Origin of the sequence: Rubritepida flocculans DSM 14296, assembly GCF_000425365.1 — a bacterium.
GTDB lineage: Bacteria > Pseudomonadota > Alphaproteobacteria > Acetobacterales > Acetobacteraceae > Roseococcus > Roseococcus flocculans.
On sequence record NZ_AUDH01000004.1, the window covers coordinates 15,254 to 32,376 of the forward strand.

The window sequence follows — 17,123 nt, forward strand, 5'->3', positions numbered from 1 at the left end:
CGGCATGGAGCTGCCGGCCGAGGTCGAGTTCCGCGAGGAGGGCCCGCGCGAGGGCTTCCAGATCGAACCGCGCCAGTATCCGCTGGCCGATCGCGTGCGGCTGGTGGAGGCGCTGGCCGAGACGGGGCTGCGCCACATCCAGGTGGCGAGCTTCGTCAGCCCCAAGGCCGTGCCGCAGATGGCCGACAGCGAGCAGCTCTTCGCCGCGCTGAACAAGCGCCCCGGCGTCACCTATTCCGCGCTCTGGCTGAACGAGAAGGGCTTCCTGCGCGCGCTCGCCACGCCGGGCGTGGATGTGCGCGCCCGCCTCGCCTTCTACGCCTCCGACGCCTTCGCCCGGCGCAACAACGGCTGCTCGGCCGAGGAGATGGCCGCGCGCCAGCAGGGCTGGATGGCGCTCTATGCCGAGCACGGGCTGCGGGTGGAGACGATGACGGTGCTCGCCGCCTTCGGCTGCAACTTCGAAGGCGACGTGCCGCCCGCGCGCAGCGTCGCCGCCGCCCGCGCGGCCGAGGCGCTGTGCCGCGCCCAGGGCTATGGCGTGCCGAAGATCCTGCTCGCCGACACCATGGGCTGGGCCAACCCCGTGGCGGTGAAGCGCCTGGTGGGCGCGGTGCGCGAGGCGGTGCCCACGGCGCGCGTGGGGCTGCACCTGCACGACACGCGCGGCCTCGGCGCGGCCAACATGCTCGCCGGGCTGCAGATGGGGGTGGATCTTTTCGACAGCTCGGTGGCCGGGCTCGGCGGCTGCCCCTTCTCCGCGCCGGGCGACGTCACCGCCGCGGGCAACATCTGCACCGAGGACATGGTGTTCATGTGCCACGAGATGGGTATCGCCACGGGGGTGGATCTGGAGGCGCTGCTGGAGGCGGCGCGGCTTGCGGAATCCATCATCGGCCGGCGGCTTAACGGGCATCTGCTGCGGGCGGGCAGCCTCGCGCGCTTCCGCGCGGCGCGGGCGCTCGCCGCCCAGGCGTGAGGCCGATCGAGAGCGCGCTCGACGTCTCGGGCGCGGTCTTCGCGGCGCGGCGTGCGGCGCTCGAGGAGAAGCTCGCCGCGCTGCGCGCGCTGGAGGCGGGCGCGGCCGCCGCCTCTGCGCGCGGCACGGCGGGCTGGGCAGCGCGCGGCAAGCTGCCTCCGCGCGAGCGCCTGGCGCGGCTGCTCGATGCGGAGCGCCCCTTCCTGCCGCTGATGAGCCTCGCCGGATACGGCACGGAGGAGGACGCGGTGCCGGGCGGGGCGCAGCTCGCGGGCATCGGCTTCGTCGCGGGCACGCGCGTGATGGTGGTGGCCACCGATGCGGGCATCGCCGGCGGCGCGCTGAGCGAGATGGGCAACCGCAAGCTGCTGCGCTGCCAGGAGATCGCGCTCGAGAACCGGCTGCCCTTCCTGCACCTGGTGGAGAGCGCGGGGGCCAATCTGCTCAAGTACCGGGTGGAGAAGTTCGTCAACGGCGGCGCGATCTTCCGCAACCTCGCGCGGCTCTCGGCCGCGGGCATCCCGGTCATCACCTCCGTGCACGGGCCGAGCGCGGCGGGCGGGGCCTATATGCCCGGCCTGTCGGACCATGTGGTGATGGTGGAGGGGCAGGGGCGCGCCTATCTCGCCGGCCCCGCCCTGCTGCGCGCCGCCACCGGCGAGCAGGCGGAGGACGAGGCGCTGGGCGGGGCGGGCATGCACGCGCGGATTTCGGGCCTGTGCGAGCACCTCGCCGCCGACGACGTGGAGGCCGTGGCGCTGCTGCGCGAGATCGTGGCGAGCCTCGACTGGCGCGCCGAGGCGCCGCCGCCCCCCCGCCCGCCGCGCCCGCCGCGCCAGGATCCGGCGGAGCTCGCCGGCGTCATGCCCGCGGATTTCCGCGAGCCGGTGGACATGCGCGAGGTGATCGCGCGGCTCGTGGACGACAGCGCCTTCCTGCCCTTCAAGCCCGATTACGGGCCGGCCACGGTCTGCGGCCGCGCGCGCATCGAGGGGCACGCCGTCGGCATCCTCACCAACAACGGGCCGCTCGACCCGGCCGGCGCGGCCAAGGCCACGCATTTCGTGCAGGCGGCGGCGCAGACCGGCACGCCGCTGCTCTGGCTGCAGAACACCACGGGCTTCATCGTCGGCCGCGCGAGCGAGGAGGCCGGCATGGTCAAGCACGGCGCCAAGCTGATCCAGGCGCTGAGCAACGCGCCCGTGCCGCAGGTCACGCTGCTCTGCGGCGCGAGCTTCGGCGCCGGCAATTACGGCATGTGCGGGCGCGCCTTCGGGCCGCGATTCCTCTTCTCCTGGCCGCTGGCGCGCACCGCGGTGATGGGCGCGGCCCAGGCGGCGGGCACCATGGAGATCGTCGCGCGCGCCGCCGCCGCCCGCCGCGGCGAGCCGCCGGACGAGGCGCGGCTGGCCGCGCAGCGAGAGGCCATCGCGGCGAATTTCGAGCGCCAGTCCGACGCCTTCGTCACCTCCGGCCTGCTGCTCGACGATGGCGTGATCGACCCGCGCGAGACGCGCGCCATCCTCGCCTTCCTGTTCGAGACCATCCGCGAGGGGGAGGCGCGCAGGCTCCGCCCCGTGCAGTTCGGAGTCGCCCGCCCATGATGCTCACGCCCGAGCACCGCGCGCTGATGGAGAGCGTGCGCCGCTTCGTCGCCGAGGAGATCGACCCCTTCGTGGACGGCTGGGAGGAGGCGGAGCGCTTCCCCTCGCGCGAGCTGTTCCGCAAGGCCGGTCGGCTCGGCCTGTTCGGCATCACCAAGCCGGTCGAATACGGCGGGCAGGGGCTCGATTTCTCCTACTCCGTCGCGGCGGGCGAGGCGCTGGGCGCGATGAAGGCGCAGGGCGTGGGCATGGCGCTCTCCGTGCAGTCGGACATGGCGACCCCCGCGCTCGCCGAGTTCGGCAGCGACGCGCTCAAGCGCGAGTATCTCGCCCCCGCCATCGCGGGCGAGGTGGTGGTGGCCATCGGCGTCTCCGAGGCGGGGGCGGGCTCGGATGTCGCCTCCATCCGCACCGTGGCGCGGCGCGACGGCGAGGACTACGTGATCTCCGGCGGCAAGATGTGGATCACGAACGGCATGGAGGCGGACTGGGTCTGCCTGCTCGCCAACACGGGGGGCGAGGATCCGCACCGCAACAAGAGTCTGATCGTGCTGCCGCTGCGCGAGCGCCCGGGCGGGCCCGACCGGCCCGGCGTGGCGCGCCGCAAGATCCGCAAGTTCGGCATGTGGTGCAGCGACACGGCGCAGCTCTTCCTCGACGAGGTGCGCGTGCCCTGCCGCAACCGCATCGGCGAGGAGGGCAGGGGCTTCGCCTACCAGATGCGCCAGTTCCAGGAGGAGCGGCTGAACGCGGCGGCGCGGCGGCTCGCCATCGGCGGGCTGATCGAGCATGTCGCCGAATACCTGCGCACGCGCGAGGCCTTCGGCCGGCCGCTGCTCGACAACCAGTTCATCCAGTTCAAGCTCGCCGAGCTCAAGACCGAGGTGGAGGCGCTGCGCGCGCTGACCTGGCGCGCCACCGAGCTCTATGTCGCCGGCGAGGACGTGACGGAGCTCGCCTCCATGGCGAAGCTCAAGGCCGGCCGCGTCTCCCGCGAGGTGGCGGACTGGTGCATGCAGTTCATGGGCGGCATGGGCTACACCTGGGAGAACTGGATCAGCCGCGCCTACCGCGATTTCCGCCTCGGCTCCATCGGCGGCGGGGCGGATGAGGTGATGCTGCAGATCATCGCCCGCCGCATGGGGCTCCAGGCGCGCAAGGGGCGGCGATGAGGCTGCTCATCGCCAATCGCGGCGAGATCGCGCTGCGCATCGCGCGCACCGCGCGGCGCATGGGCATCGCGGTGCTCGCCGTTCATTCCACGGCGGATGCCGGCGCGCCGCATCTGCGCGCGGCCGATGCGCTGGCGCCCCTGCCGGGCGGCTATCTCGACATCGCGGGGCTCCTCGCGGCGGCGCGCGCGCTGGGGGCCACGGCGGTGCATCCGGGCTACGGCTTCCTCTCCGAACGCGCCGCCTTCGCCGAGGCGGTGACGCGGGCGGGGCTTCTCTTCGTCGGCCCGCCCGCGCGCGTCATCGCCGCGATGGGCGACAAGGCGGAAGCCAAGCGCCTGGCCCGCGCGGCCGGCGTGCCCTGCCTCGAGACCGCCGAGCCCACGCCGGAGGCCGCCGCGCGCCTCGGCTTTCCCGTCATGGTGAAGGCCGCGGCCGGCGGCGGCGGGCGCGGCATGCGCCGGGTGGAGGCGCCGGCCGCGCTTCCCGAGGCGCTCGCCCTCGCCCGCCGCGAGGCCGAGCAGGCCTTCGGCGACGGGCGGCTGCTGCTCGAGCCCTGCCTGGACGGCGCGCGGCATGTGGAGATCCAGGTGCTGGCCGATGCGCATGGCCATGCGATCCATCTCGGCGAGCGCGACTGCTCGGTGCAGCGCCGCCACCAGAAGCTGATCGAGGAGGGCCCGGCGCTCGACGCGGAAACCCGCGCCGCGATGGGCGAGGCCGCGCTGCGCCTGGCCCGCGCCGTGGGCTATGTCGGCGCGGGCACGGTGGAGTTCCTGCTCGCCCCCGATGGCCGCTTCGTCTTCCTCGAGATGAACACGCGCCTGCAGGTGGAGCATGGCGTGACCGAGGCGCTGACGGGGCTCGACCTCGTGGAGTGGCAGTTGCGCATCGCGCGCGGCGAGCGCCTGGCGCTGCGGCAGGAGGAGGTGCGGCTCTCGGGCCACGCCATCGAGGCGCGGCTCTGCGCCGAGGATCCGGCGCAGGGCTTCGCGCCCCAGTCGGGCCCCGTGCTGGCCTGGCGCGCGCCCGAGGGGGTGCGGGTGGACCATGCGCTGGAGGCGGGGCGCGACATCCCGCGCGAGTACGACACCATGCTCGCCAAGATCATCGCCCATGCGCCGACGCGCGAGGAGGCGCGCGCCCGCCTCGCCGCCGCGCTGGACGAGACGCTGCTGCTCGGCGTGGCGAGCAACCGCGCGCTGCTCGCCGCCGCGCTGCGCGCGCCGCGCTTCGCCGCGGGCCCGCCGGACACGGGCTGGCTCGGGCGCGAGGCCGGGGCGCTGGCGGCGGAGACGGAGGCGGGGACGGCGCTGCACGCCCTCGGCGCGCTGCTGCTCGCCGGCATCCGTCACGACACGCCCCCGCCCTTCGCGGGCGGGCCCGGCCATGTGCTCGACCTCGAGGGCCCGCGCCGCGCGGCCATCGCCTGGGAGGGGGAATGGCGCGTCGCGCTGGGCGAGGCCGTGCACCGCATCGCCCTCGCCCCCGGCCTGGCTTCGGTGGACGGGATCGCGCGGCCGCTCGCCTTCGCCGGGGATGGCGGGGCGATCCACCTCCACTGGGGCGGGCGCGACCTGCGCCTCGCCCGCCACGCGCCGCGCCGCGCCGGCGAGGCGGCGGGCGATGGCGCGCTGCGCGCCCCCTTCGCCGCCATGGTCGCGCGCGTCGCCGTGCGCGAGGGCGAGGCGGTGCGCGCGGGCCAGACGCTGCTGGTGCTGGAGGCGATGAAGGTGCAGACGCCCATCCTCGCGCCCCGCGACGGCGTGGTGGAGGCGCTGCCCGCCGCGGGCCGGCGGGAGGTCTCGGCGGGGATGCTGCTCGCCGTGCTGCGGGAGGCGTGATGCGCCCGCTCGAGGGGATCACGGTGCTCGACCTCACCCGCGTCGTCGCGGGGCCATGGGCGACGCAGCTTCTGGGCGATCTCGGCGCGACGGTGTGGAAGGTGGAGCCGCCTGGCGCGGGGGACGACACGCGCCGCATCGGCCCGCATCTGCGCGACGCCTCCGGCGCGCCGACGCGCGAGAGCGCCTTCTACCTGGCCTGCAACCGCAACAAGCGCGGCCTCGCCATAGACGTGCAGCGCGCGGAGGGCGCGGCGCTGGTGCGCGCGCTCGCCGCGCGCGCCGATGTCTTCGTGGAGAACAGCAAGGCGGGCAGCCTCGAGAAGCTCGGCCTCGGCGCGGCGCAGCTTCGCGCGCTCAACCCGCGCCTCGTCACCTGCTCCATCACCGGCTTCGGCCCCGACGGGCCCTATGCGAAGCGCCCGGCCTATGACGTGATCATGCAGGGCATGGCCGGGCTGATGAGCACGGTGGGCGAGCCGGACGGCCCGCCCACGCGCACCGCCATCCCCATCGCCGACCTCTTCACCGGCATGACCGCGGCGGTGGGCGTGCTGGGCGCGCTGCTGCGGCGAGCGCGCACGGGCGAGGCCGGGCATGTGGACTGCGCGATGCTCGACGCCTCGGTGGCGATGAACGCCCATCTGATGCTGGGCTTCCTCATGACGGGCGAGGTGCCGGCGCGGATCGGCAACGCGAATCCCGTGGCCGCGCCGTCCAACGTCTACGCCACGGCCGATGGCCATGTGATCCTCGGCGCGGGGAATGACCGGCAGTTCCAGGCGCTCTGCGCGGCGCTCGGCCGGGGCGGTCTCGCCGCCGATCCGCGCTTCGCCTCCAACGACCTGCGCGTGCGCCACCGCGCGGCGCTGGACGCCGAGGTGGCGGCGGTGCTGCGCACGCGCCCCTCGGCCGCCTGGATCGCCGCGCTGGAGGCGGCGGGCGTGCCCTGCGGCCCCATCCAGGACATGCGCGGCGTGGCGGAGGATGCGCAGGTGGCGCATCGCGGGCTGATCCGCCATGTGCCCCATGGCGCGGGGGTGGCCGCGCCCCTGCTGCGCAGCCCCGTGCGGCTGTCGGGGGAGGAGGCGCCGCTCGACGCGCCGCCGCGCCTCGGGGCCGACACGGCGGCGGTGCTGCGCGAGGCGCTGGGGCTCGACGAGGCGCGGCTGTCGGCGCTGGCGGCGGCGGGGGTGATCGGGCTTGGGGGGTGAGGGGGCCTCGAAGGCCCATCAGGGCCCCGGCAGGAACTCGACGAAGTATTCGTAGTTGTCGGCGTTGTTCAGCGCGCGCTCGGGCGTCTTGAGGGCCAGCTTCAGCGCGGCCTCGGGCCCGTAGCCGGCATCCACCGTGCCGATGGCGGCGTGGCTCGCCTCATGGATGACGATGCCGAAGCGCGAATCGCGCCCCGCCTCGGGCGCGGCGAAGAAGCCCGCGCAGAAGCCCATCACGAGCCCCACGGGGCGCGTATAGGCCAGCGGGCCGGGCGCGCAGGCCTGCGGGTGCAGGCACTCGAAGCGGAAGGCGTCCTCGCGCGCCAGGGCGGCGGCGATGGTCTTGAGGTTCTGCGCCAGCACCGGGCGCGGCGCATCGCCGAACCAGCGCCGCACATGCGCGTGATCGGGCGCGCGGAAGAAGAAGGCGAGCGCCTCGCCCTGGCGCGTGCGCGCGGTTGCGAAGGCGGCGCGGATCGCGCCCATCTGCGCGGCGCTGCAGCGGCCATCGGGCGCGGCGGCGCGGGGCTTGCCCTGCGCCAGCGCCGGCGGCGCGAGCAGCAGGAGCGCGAGCAGAAGCGCGGCGCGGCGGGGCAGGGCGGTCATGGGCTCTCCTCGCGCGCAGCCTGGGGCGCGGGAGGGCGGCGGGCAAGCGGGGAGGGGATGGTAGTGGTGGGCGGACTTGAACCGCCGACCCCGGCATTATGAGTGCCGTGCTCTAACCAGCTGAGCTACACCACCACGCGGCGCGGGATTTAGGCCGCGGGGGCGGCAGGGTCAACCTGCGCCGCGCGCGCCCCCGCCCCGCGGATCGCGGCGCGAATGACCCCCCCCGCCAGCACCCGCGCGCCGTCATAGAGCACCGCCGCCTGGCCTGGCGCGGCGATGGCCGGCGCATCGGGCGTCAGCGTCAGCGTCTCGCCGTCCCACGCGGCCGTCATCGGCTGGGGCTGCTCGCGCCCGCGCAGCTTGGCGGTGATGCGGAACGGGCCTTCGGGCGGGGCGATGAGCCAGTTCACCTCGCCCACCCGCACCTGCGGGGCCGGCAGCGCCGCGCGCGGGCCCACCACCACGCGCCGGCGCGCGGCGTCCAGCGCGGTGACGAACAGCCGCTCGCCGCCGCCGATGCCCAGGCCCCGCCCCTGGCCCACCGTGTAGCGCGCGAGGCCGCGATGCGTGCCGAGCACGCGGCCCTCCTGGTCCACGATCTCGCCCGGCGCCAGGGCCTCGGGCCGCAGCCGGCCGACGATCCCGGCGTGGTCGCCCTCGGGCGCGAAGCAGATGTCCTGGCTGTCGGGCTTCTCGGCCACGGGCAGGCCGAGCCGCGCGGCCTCGGCGCGCACCTCGGCCTTGCTCGTCATCCCGCCCAGCGGGAACAGCACGCGCGCGAGCTGCGCGCGGGTGGTCATGGCGAGGAAATAGGACTGGTCGCGCGCCGCATCGGCCGCGCGGTGCAGCTCCGGCCCCTCGGCGCCGTCCAGGCGGCGCGCGTAATGGCCGGTGGCGAGCGCCTCGCAGCCGAGATCATCGGCCAGCTCCACCAGGTCCTGGAACTTCACCGTCTGGTTGCAGGCGATGCAGGGGATGGGCGTCTCGCCGCGGGCATAGGCGTCGGCGAAGGGTTCGATCACGGCGCGGCGGAAGCGCGCCTCGCGGTCGAGCACGTAATGCGGGATGCCGAGATGGGCGGCGACGTTGCGCGCGTCGTGGATGTCCTGCCCGGCGCAGCAGGCGCCCTTCTTCGCCACCGCCGCGCCATGGTCGTAGAGCTGCAGCGTGGCGCCGATCACCTCATGGCCCTGCGCGTGCAGCAGCGCGGCGACCACCGAGGAATCCACGCCGCCCGACATGGCGACGAGCACCCTCATCGGGTGGTGCTCATGGCGCGGCGTTCAACCCCTGCTGCCAGAAGGCCTGCTCGAGCCGCGCGGCCTCGGCGAAATCGTGCGCGAGGCGGGCGAAGCGCGCCGCGCCGCCATGCGACTCGCCCAGCGCGTCGATGCGCGCCGCCGCCGCCTCGGCCAGCGCCTGGTACTCCGGCGCGGCATAGGTGTCGATCCAGGACTGGTAGGGGTTGCCCTCCGCGCGCCGCGCCGGATCGGCCAGGATGCGCCGCGCCACCTCGCCATAGCCCACCGTGCAGGGGGCGAGGGCGATCTCGAGGTCCAGGATGTCGCCGAAAAGGCCGCGGTCCAGCACCCAGCGCGTGTAGCTCACCGTCTCGGCCGTCTCGGGCACCGCGACCACCTCGGCCTCGGACAGCCCCCATTCGGCGCAGTATCTCAGGTGCAGCTTCGTCTCGTCGAGGATGGCGAGCACCGCGGCCGCCTTCTCGCGCATCGCCTGCAGGCTCTCGCCCTTCACCACCGCCAGCGCCTTGGCGCGCGCGAAATGGATGAGGAAGAGGTAGTCCTGGATCAGGTAGTGGCGGAAGGCGGCCAGCGGCAGCGTCCCGGCCGAGAGCTGCCGCACGAAGGGGTGCCAGGTGTAGCCCGTCCAGTCCGCGCCCGCGGCGTCGCGCAAGGCGCGGAACAGCCCGCCTTCGCGCCCGAAGGCGAGCGGATCAGCCGCCGGCATTGCGGCTGCCCGCGGGCAGCTTCACCACCAGCCCGTCCAGCGCCTCGGTCATGATGATCTGGCAGCCGAGGCGGCTCGTCTCCTGCAGGTCGAAGGCGAGGTCGAGCATGTCCTCCTCGTCCTCGGTCGGCTCCACGAGCTTGGGGAACCAGGCGGGGTCCACGATCACATGGCAGGTGGAGCAGGCGAGGCTGCCCTCGCAGGCGCCCTCGATGTCCACCCCGTGGCGGTGCGCGATCTCGAGCACGGAGAGGCCGAGCGGCGCCTCCACCTCGCGGCGCGTGCCGTCGCGCTCGATGAACGTCATCTTGGGCATGGAAGCAGGCTACTCCGCGGCGGCTGGGGTGGAGGCGAGGCGCTTCCAGGCCGCGCCGATCAGGGCGGCCGCCTGCTGCGCCTCGGCGGGCGAGGTAAAGCGGCCGAGCCCGATCCGCAAGGTGCGCAGGCATTCCTCGCGCGGCAGGCCCATCGCCGTCAGCACATGGGAGGGGGCGATCTCGGCCGAGCTGCAGGCCGAGCCGCTGGAGAGCATCACCTCCGGCAGCGCCGCCAGCAGATCGGCCGCGCGCACGCGCGGGAAGGTGAGGTTGAGATTGCCCGTCACGCGCTGCTCCCAGGCGCCGTTCACGCGCAGCCCGGGGATCTCGGCCCGCAGCGCATCGAGCAGGATCTGCCGCTGGCCGGCGATGCGCCCGGCGTCCAGCGCGCCCTCGGCCGCCGCGATGCGCGCGGCCTCGCCGAGCCCCACCACCAGCGGCGCGGGCAGGGTGCCCGAGCGCAGCCCGCGCTCCTGCCCGCCGCCCGAGAAGAGGGGCGCAAGCCGCACCCGCGGCCGGCGGCGGACGTAGAGCGCGCCCACGCCCTTGGGCCCGTACATCTTGTGGCCGGAGAGGGAGAGGAGATCGGCCCCGATCGCCTCCACGTCGAGCGGGATGCGCCCCGCCGCCTGCGCCGCGTCGGTGTGGAACAGCGCGCCATGCGCCCGGGCCAGCGCGCCGATGGCGGCGAGGTCCTGCACCACCCCCGTCTCGTTGTTCACCGCCATGACGGAGACGAGCAGGGTGGGGACGCGGAGCGCCTCCTCCAGCGCCGCGAGGTCGAGCAGCCCGTCGCCGCGCACGGGCAGCACCACCGGCTCGAACCCCTCGGCGGCGAGGTCGCGCACGCTCTCCAGCACGCATTTGTGCTCGGTGGCGAGGGTGATGAGGCGCTTGCGCCCCCCCGCCGCATGGAAGCGCGCCGCGCCCTTGATGGCGAGGTTGTTGCTCTCCGTCGCGCCGGAGGTGAGCACGATCTCGCGCGCATCGGCCCCGATCAGCGCCGCCACCTGGGCGCGGGCGGCCTCCACCGCCTCCTCGGCGGCGCGGCCCATGGCGTGCTCGACGCTGTGGGGGTTGGCGAAATTCTCCTCCCACCAGGGGCGCATGGCGGCGAGCACCCGCGGGTCGGGCGGGGTGGTGGCGTGGTGGTCGAGGTAGAGGGGCCGGTTCGGGCGCATGACCCCTATGTGGCGCGAAGCCCGCGCCGTGACGAGAGGCGCGCGCGCATCTCCCGCCAGGCGGCGAGGAAGCGGTCGGGCGCGTCCTCGGGCGCGTTCCAGGGCAGGGAGACGCGGATGCCGCAGCCCGCCTCGGCGCCGAAGCCCATCGCCTCCAGCACCGCCGAGCGCGCGACCTTGCCCGAGGAGCAGGCCGCCCCGGCCGAGACGCGCACACCGGCGAGGTCGAGCGCGATCACCTGCGTCTCGGCCGGCAGGCCGGGCAGGATGATGAGGCTGGTGTTGGGCAGGCGAGGCGCGCCGGCGCCGGCGATGATGGCCTCGGGGGCGAGGGCGCGCACCCCTTCCTCGATGGCGTCGCGCAGCCGCGCGAGGCGTGCGGCGTCATAGGGCAGGCCGATCACGGCGCCGAAGCCCGCCAGGGCGGGCAGGGGCTCGGTGCCGCCGCGCCGCCCGCGCTCTTGCCCGCCGCCGGGGATGAGCGCCGGGCAGGGCAGGCCCGGGCGCAGCACCAGCGCCCCCGCCCCCGGCGGCCCGCCCAGCTTGTGCGCCGAGAGGGCGAGGGAATCGGCCGCCGGCAGCGGCCCCTCGCGCGCCGCCTGCACCGCGTCCACATGCAGCAGCGCGCCATGGGCGGCGCAGAGCGCGGCGATCTCGCCCATGGGGTGGCGCACCCCCGTCTCGTTGTTCGCGGCCATGGCGCAGACCAGGGCGGGCGGGCCCGTGCGCAGCGCCGCCTCCAGCGCCTCCAGCGCCAGGGTGCCGTCGGCATGGACGGGCAGCAGCGCGGCCTCCGGCGCGGCGGCGCGCACGGCGGCGTGCTCGGTCGCGCCGACCAGGACGCGCCGGCCCTGGCCGAGCGCGTGCAGCGCGAGCGCATTGGCCTCGGTGCCGCCCGAGGTGAACACCGCCTCGCCGGGCGCGAGCCGGGCGAGGGCGGCGCGCGCGCGCTCGAGCAGGGCGCGCGCCGCCCGGCCCGCCGCATGGACGGAGGAGGGGTTGCCGCAGAGATCGAGCGACTCGAGCAGCGCCGCCCGCGCCTCGGGGCGCAGCGGTTCGGTCGCGTTGGCGTCGAGATAGAGGCCGGACATGCGCCGGAAGCTCGGGGCCGCGTCAGGCCCCCGTCCATTCCTCGGCCGGCAGCGGGCTGGCCGCGCGGCCGAGCACGCGCCCGCGCACCACATCCTCGAGCGTGAGGCCGTCGAGGAAGAGGCGGATCTGCTCGCCGAGCTCCGCCCAGAGGTCGTGGGTGAGGCAGCGGCGGCCGGCGATGCAGCCCGGCGCGCCCTCCTCGCAGCGGGTGGCGCGGATGGGCTCGTCCACCGCGTCCACGATGGCGGAGATGGGAATCTCCCGCGCCGGGCGGGCCAGGCGGTAGCCGCCGCCCGGGCCGCGGGCGGAGGCGACGAGCCCCGCGCGGCGCAGCGGGCCGAAAAGCTGCTCGAGATAGGCGAGCGAGAGCATCTGCCCCGCCGCGATCTCGGCGAGGCTCACCGGCGGGCTCGCCTTGCCCGGTGCGGGCGGCGGCAGCGCGTGCTGGCGCGCGGCCAGCTCGACCATCGCCATGACGGCGTAGCGGCCGCGTGTGGAGAGGCGCATGGATCCCAACCTTCAACCGCGGGGCGCGGCGTGAGAGCCGGCCGCACCCCTCTGCCCCGAATCACCTGCCCCGCCGGCGCCGGGTCGTCGAGACTATGTCGCATTTCTCGCCCGATGTGGGGAGAAATCCGGAGCTGTCAGCCCGGCGGGTTCTGTCATGCGCTGGAAAGAAGGCTGCCATGCGCCGGGCGTGCCGAATCTTTTATGAAAACGGGGGGCGTCTGCGTATAGTGCGCCCCGCTTCGCGGCCCCGGGTGGCGCGAGGCGCGCGGCTTCCGTTTTCCTTGTCTCGCCAGAATGTTGCGGGTTGATCGCCAGGGCGCGCCGGGTCGCCCGACGAGGCGGATCCCCCGTTCTGGCGGGCGATGGGCGGGTTCCGTGGCATGGACCGGGCGGGTGCGGCGTGCGGCCGGCCGGCTGTCGGCCCAGCGGGAGATCGGCGCGGCCGGCCACGACCGGGCGCGCCCAAGACAGAGACGGACGCAAGGACGAAATGCCTGAAGTCATGTTCGCCGGGCCGGATGGCCGCCTCGAGGGTCGCTACCACCACGCGAAGCGGCCCAACGCCCCGGTCGCCCTGCTGCTGCATCCGCACCCGCTGCATGGCGGGACCATGAACAACCGGGTGGTCCACAGCCTCTACGGCCGCTTCCAGGCCATGGGATTCTCCGTGCTGCGCTTCAACTTCCGCGGCGTCGGCAAGTCCCAGGGCCGCTATGACGGCGGCATCGGCGAGATCAGCGACGCCGCCGCCGCGCTCGATTTCCTGCAGGCGGTGAACCCTAACGCCTCCATGCTCTGGGTCGCGGGCTATTCCTTCGGCGCCTATGTGGGCATGCAGCTCCTGATGCGCCGGCCCGAGATGGGGGGCTTCGTCTCGATCAGCGCCCCGGCCAGCCACTACGACTTCGGCTTCCTCGCGCCCTGCCCCTGCTCGGGCATGATCCTGCACGGCGAGGAGGACGAGCTGGTGCCGCTGAACAGCGTGCAGAAGCTGGTGGACAAGCTGAACACCCAGAAGGGCGTGTCCATCGACTTCCGCACCATCCCCGGCGCGGGCCATGTCTTCACGCCTGAGCAGGTGGAGGCGCTCTCCGCCATGGCGGAGGACCATGTGCTCTCCGTGCTCAACCGCAGCCGCATGGCGCTCGCGGCGGACTGATGCGGCCGGCCTGATCCGGCCCCGCCGTCAGACCGTGAACTGCTCGGCGATGATCCGCTCGGACAGGCTGTGGTCCGGGTCGAAGAGCATGGTCAGCGTGATGGAAGGATCCTCGCGCACCTCCACGCGGCGCACGTCGCGCACCTCGGTGTAGTCGGCGGTGGCGGAGACGGGGCGCTTCTCCGCCTCCAGCACCTCGAACACCACCCGCGCGGTGCTGGGCAGCAGCGCCCCGCGCCAGCGCCGCGGCCGGAAGGCGGAGATGGGGGTCAGCGGCAGCAGCTTCGCGTCCAGCGGCACGATGGGCCCATGGGCCGAGAGGTTGTAGGCCGTGCTGCCCATGGGCGTGCTGACCAGCACGCCGTCGCAGATCAGCTCCGCCAGCCTTTCCTTGCCGTCCACGATGATGCGCAGCTTCGCCGCCTGGCGCGTCTCGCGCAGCAGCGAGACCTCGTTGATCGCGAGCGCGGCGTGGGTGCCGGTGGCGCTGTGCGCGCGCATCCGCAAGGGGTGCACCCGCGCCGCCTGCGCGGCGGCGAGCCGCGCGGGCAGATCCTCCTCGCGGTAGTCGTTCATCAAAAAGCCGACGCTGCCGCGGTTCATGCCATAGACGGGCGGGTTGCGGCCGAGGAAGCGGTGCTGGGTTTCCAGCATCATCCCGTCCCCGCCCAGCGCGACGATCACCTCCGCCTCGCCCGGTGGAGAATCGCCGTAGCGCGCCACCAGCCGCGCGCGCGCCTGCTGCGCGGCCTCGGTCTGCGCGGCGAGGAAGGCGATGCGCATGCTCAGGCGAGGCGGCGATGTTCGAGCACGGGCATGTCGCGCCGCACCCGCGCGGTGAGTGCGGGGTCGATCCGCGCGGTGGCCCAGCCCACGCCGTCGCTGCAGCGCGCCACCACATGGCCCCAGGGGTCGGCGATCAGGGAATGGCCATAGACCTGGCGGGTCGCCCCGCGCTCCTCATAGGCGCCCCAGGAGGCGGCGGCGAGAATCCAGCACTGCGTCTCGATGGCGCGGGCGCGCAGCAGCACCTCCCAGTGGTCCTTGCCCGTCATCAGCGTGAAGTTGGAGGGCACGAGGATCGCCTCCGCCCCGAGCCTGCGCAGCGCGAGATACTGCTCGGGGAAACGGATATCGTAGCAGATGGCGCAGCCGAAGCGCAGGCCGCCCGCCTCGAAGGTGACGAGCGCATCGCCGCCCCCGTAGAGCGCGCTCTCGCGATAGCCCGTGCCGTCGGGGCCGGTGATGTCGAAGAGGTGGATCTTGCGGTAGCGCGCGATCTCGCGCCCCGCGGGGTCGAAGACGAGGCTGGTGTTGTGGAGGATGCCCTCGCCCCGCTCGATGATCGAGCCGCCATGGACATGCACGCCCGCACCGCGCGCCACCTCGCGCAGGAACTCATAGGCCGGCCCGCCGGTGCCGCCGGGTTCGGGCAGCGCCTCGGCCGCGGCCTCGCGCGCGGCGCGCCCGCCGCCGAGATTGGTCCAGGTCTCGGGCAGGGAGAGCAGATGCGGGCGATCGGCCTCCAGCGCGGCCTCGATCAGCCGCCGCGCCTCGGCGATGTTCGCCGCCTTGTCGCTGCCCTGGTTCATCTGGATGACGGTGACGCGCATGGGCGCATCAAGCCACAGGGCGGCGCGCCCCGCTATCCCGGCGGGTGCTCGCGCATCCAGTGGCGCGCGATGTCCTCGCGCCGGCAGACCCAGACGCCCGGCTGCGCCGCCGCCCAGTCGAGCAGCCGCGCGAGCCCGATGGCGCGGCCGGGCTGGCCGATGATGCGGTTGTGCAGCCCCACGCTCAGCATCCGCCCGCCGGGCTCGGAGAGCAGCATCTCCACCGCGCCCTTGATGTAGAGGAAGAACTCCTCCCCGCTGGTGATGCCCTGGCGGATGAAGCGCACGTCGTTGTGCGCGAGGTTGTAGGGCACCACGAGGTGAGGCCTGCCGTTCACCTCGCGCCAGTAGGGCAGCTCGTCGTCATAGGCGTCGCTGTCGTAGAGGTAGCCGGCCTCCACCAGCAGCCGCCGCGTGTGCTCGGAGGGCGCGTAGCGCGTGTACCAGCCGAGCGGCGGCGCGCCCATCACGCGCGCGATGATGCCGGTGGCCTCGGCGATGCGCGCGCGCTCCACCGCCTCCTCCATGCCGGCGTGCATCTCCCACTTCCAGCCATGCGCCGCCACGTCCCAGCCCGCGGCGCGGATCGCGGCCGCGCACATCGGCGTGCGCTCCAGCGCGCGCGCGACCGCGAAGACGGTGCAGGGCAGGCCGCGCTCGGTGAACAGGCGATGCAGCCGCCAGAACCCCACGCGGCTGCCATAGGCGAACATGCTCTCGGCCGCGAGGTCGCGCCCCTTGACCGGCGCGCTGCTGCCCTCGGTCAGCCCCGCCTCGGATTTCGGGTCGCCGTCGGGCACGCTCTCCTCGCCGCCCTCCTCGTGGTTGATGACGAAGTTGAGCGCGACGCGCGCGCCGTTCGGCCAGCGCGGGTCGGGCGGGGTGGGGCCGTATTCCTCGAAGACGCGGCGCGTGGGCATCTCAGCCCTCCTCCGATCCGGGCACGAGGCCAGGCGGCAGCGTGGCGACATAGTCCGCGAGCGCGCCCGGCCGCGTGACCCAGAGCCGCTCGCGCCGGGCCAGCACATGGCGCAGCGCCTGGCGCAGCGGCCGCAGACGGTGCGGCTGGCCGAGGATGAAGGGGTGCAGCACCACGCTCATCACCAGCGGGCGGCGGGCGGACTGCGCCAGCATCTCCTCGAACTGGTCCACGATCATGTCGGCGAACTCGCGCCCCGTGTGGTGGCGCATCACCAGCGCCGGGCTGTCGTTCAGCTCCACCGAATAGGGCACGGAGAGGATGGGGCCCGCGCGCGTCCTCATCCAGAAGGGCTGGTCGTCGGCCGGCCAGTCCATCACATAGGTGAAGCCCGCCTCGCGCAGCAGGTCGAGCGTGACGGAGGATTGCGCGATGTAGGGGCCGAGCCAGCCGCGCGGCGCCGCCCCCGCATGGCGCGCCAGCGCGTCGCGCGCCTCCTCGATCAGCCGGCGCTCGTCCTCCTCCCACAGCCCGTCCTGGCGTTCTGAGTTGGTGCGGCCATGGCCGATGAACTCGTCGCCGCGGGCGCGCAGCGCGGGCGCGATCTCGGGGCAGGCGTCCAGGGCCGCGCTGTTGACGTTGTGCGCGGCGGGCAGCTCCAGCTCGTCCAGCAGATCGAGCAGGTTCCACAGCCCCACGCGGTTGCCGTAGTCGCGCCAGGCATAGGCGCGCTGGTTCTGCACCGGCGCGGGCCCCGTCACGTCCGAGCCGATCCCGGCGCGATAGGCGAAATGCTCGATGTTGTTCACCACGAGCAGGGCGAGCCGCGCCCCGCCCGGCCAGTCATAGACGGGGCGCGCGGGGATGGCGCTGTGCGCGTAGCGGCCGTGCGCGGGGAGCTTCATGGCAGCAGCCTAGCCCAGTTGCCCGCGCGCGCCAGCC

The 17,123-nt window shown here is 74.4% G+C and carries 17 protein-coding genes and 1 tRNA gene; 6 read left to right on the forward strand and 12 right to left on the reverse strand.

The genetic code is table 11. The features are described 5' to 3' along the window. The first annotated feature begins 4 nt into the window (after positions 1-4). The 5 genes from H596_RS0105505 to H596_RS0105525 are packed head-to-tail and all read left to right on the forward strand — an operon-like array spanning position 5 to position 6,813. On the forward strand, positions 5-979 hold the full coding sequence (locus H596_RS0105505; protein ID WP_027284038.1) for a hydroxymethylglutaryl-CoA lyase: 975 nt from the start codon (positions 5-7) through the stop codon (positions 977-979). Next, entirely contained in the window at positions 976-2,583 is a 1,608-nt protein-coding gene (locus H596_RS0105510; RefSeq protein WP_027284039.1) for an acyl-CoA carboxylase subunit beta, read from the forward strand. Before H596_RS0105505 ends, H596_RS0105510 begins: the two co-directional genes overlap by 4 nt. Continuing rightward, entirely contained in the window at positions 2,580-3,755 is a 1,176-nt protein-coding gene (locus tag H596_RS0105515; protein WP_027284040.1) for an acyl-CoA dehydrogenase family protein, read from the forward strand. Before H596_RS0105510 ends, H596_RS0105515 begins: the two co-directional genes overlap by 4 nt. Continuing rightward, a complete protein-coding gene (locus H596_RS0105520) occupies positions 3,752-5,599 on the forward strand; it encodes an ATP-binding protein (RefSeq protein WP_027284041.1) in 1,848 nt (615 codons plus the stop codon). Before H596_RS0105515 ends, H596_RS0105520 begins: the two co-directional genes overlap by 4 nt. Then, complete coding sequence (locus H596_RS0105525; protein WP_027284042.1) at positions 5,599-6,813, forward strand: CoA transferase; 1,215 nt, start codon at positions 5,599-5,601, stop codon at positions 6,811-6,813. The genes H596_RS0105520 and H596_RS0105525 overlap by 1 nt, the downstream gene beginning before the upstream one ends. Positions 6,814-6,831: 18 nt before the next feature. Here the strand turns inward: H596_RS0105525 and H596_RS0105530 are convergent, their stop codons facing one another. The 8 genes from H596_RS0105530 to H596_RS0105565 all read right to left on the reverse strand — a co-directional run bounded on the left by H596_RS0105530 (position 6,832) and on the right by H596_RS0105565 (position 12,487). Beyond that, the gene (locus H596_RS0105530) at positions 6,832-7,419 is read right to left on the reverse strand and encodes a M35 family metallopeptidase (protein ID WP_027284043.1); all 588 of its coding nucleotides are present in this window, start codon (positions 7,417-7,419) and stop codon (positions 6,832-6,834) included. A 58-nt stretch (positions 7,420-7,477) separates the two neighbouring features. After that, positions 7,478-7,554: transfer RNA gene (locus tag H596_RS0105535), tRNA-Met, on the reverse strand. A gap of 14 nt (positions 7,555-7,568) precedes the next feature. Beyond that, positions 7,569-8,681: a tRNA 2-thiouridine(34) synthase MnmA gene (mnmA, locus tag H596_RS0105540; RefSeq protein ID WP_027284044.1), complete on the reverse strand. Its 1,113-nt coding sequence runs from the start codon at positions 8,679-8,681 to the stop codon at positions 7,569-7,571. Positions 8,682-8,691: 10 nt separating this feature from the next. Then, positions 8,692-9,390, reverse strand: a complete 699-nt coding sequence (locus H596_RS0105545; protein ID WP_027284045.1) for a TenA family protein — start codon at positions 9,388-9,390, stop codon at positions 8,692-8,694. Continuing rightward, complete coding sequence (locus H596_RS0105550; protein WP_027284046.1) at positions 9,377-9,706, reverse strand: ferredoxin family 2Fe-2S iron-sulfur cluster binding protein; 330 nt, start codon at positions 9,704-9,706, stop codon at positions 9,377-9,379. The genes H596_RS0105545 and H596_RS0105550 overlap by 14 nt, the downstream gene beginning before the upstream one ends. A 9-nt stretch (positions 9,707-9,715) precedes the next feature. After that, entirely contained in the window at positions 9,716-10,888 is a 1,173-nt protein-coding gene (locus H596_RS0105555) for a cysteine desulfurase family protein (protein ID WP_027284047.1), read from the reverse strand. Positions 10,889-10,893: 5 nt separating this feature from the next. Next, a complete protein-coding gene (locus tag H596_RS0105560; RefSeq protein ID WP_027284048.1) occupies positions 10,894-11,979 on the reverse strand; it encodes a cysteine desulfurase family protein in 1,086 nt (361 codons plus the stop codon). Positions 11,980-12,001: 22 nt separating this feature from the next. Continuing rightward, positions 12,002-12,487 carry an Rrf2 family transcriptional regulator gene (locus H596_RS0105565; protein ID WP_027284049.1) on the reverse strand — a complete coding sequence of 162 codons (486 nt, stop codon included), beginning with the start codon at positions 12,485-12,487 and terminating at the stop codon, positions 12,002-12,004. Positions 12,488-12,980: 493 nt separating this feature from the next. Between H596_RS0105565 and H596_RS0105570 the strand changes: the two genes are divergently transcribed. Continuing rightward, a complete protein-coding gene (locus tag H596_RS0105570; protein ID WP_027284050.1) occupies positions 12,981-13,649 on the forward strand; it encodes an alpha/beta hydrolase in 669 nt (222 codons plus the stop codon). A gap of 27 nt (positions 13,650-13,676) precedes the next feature. Here H596_RS0105570 and H596_RS0105575 read toward each other — a convergent pair whose 3' ends face one another. Genes H596_RS0105575 through H596_RS0105590 form a run of 4 tightly spaced genes read right to left on the reverse strand, consistent with a single transcriptional unit; the run spans position 13,677 to position 17,086 of the window. Further along, the gene (locus tag H596_RS0105575; RefSeq protein WP_037300201.1) at positions 13,677-14,432 is read right to left on the reverse strand and encodes an NAD kinase; all 756 of its coding nucleotides are present in this window, start codon (positions 14,430-14,432) and stop codon (positions 13,677-13,679) included. Between the two features lie 2 nt (positions 14,433-14,434). After that, the gene (locus tag H596_RS0105580; protein WP_027284052.1) at positions 14,435-15,262 is read right to left on the reverse strand and encodes a carbon-nitrogen hydrolase family protein; all 828 of its coding nucleotides are present in this window, start codon (positions 15,260-15,262) and stop codon (positions 14,435-14,437) included. 32 nt (positions 15,263-15,294) lie between these two features. Beyond that, positions 15,295-16,182: a polysaccharide deacetylase family protein gene (locus H596_RS0105585; RefSeq protein ID WP_027284053.1), complete on the reverse strand. Its 888-nt coding sequence runs from the start codon at positions 16,180-16,182 to the stop codon at positions 15,295-15,297. A 1-nt stretch (position 16,183) separates the two neighbouring features. Continuing rightward, positions 16,184-17,086 (reverse strand): polysaccharide deacetylase family protein, encoded by a 903-nt coding sequence (locus H596_RS0105590; RefSeq protein WP_027284054.1) that lies wholly within the window; start codon positions 17,084-17,086, stop codon positions 16,184-16,186. Positions 17,087-17,123 lie beyond the last annotated feature (37 nt).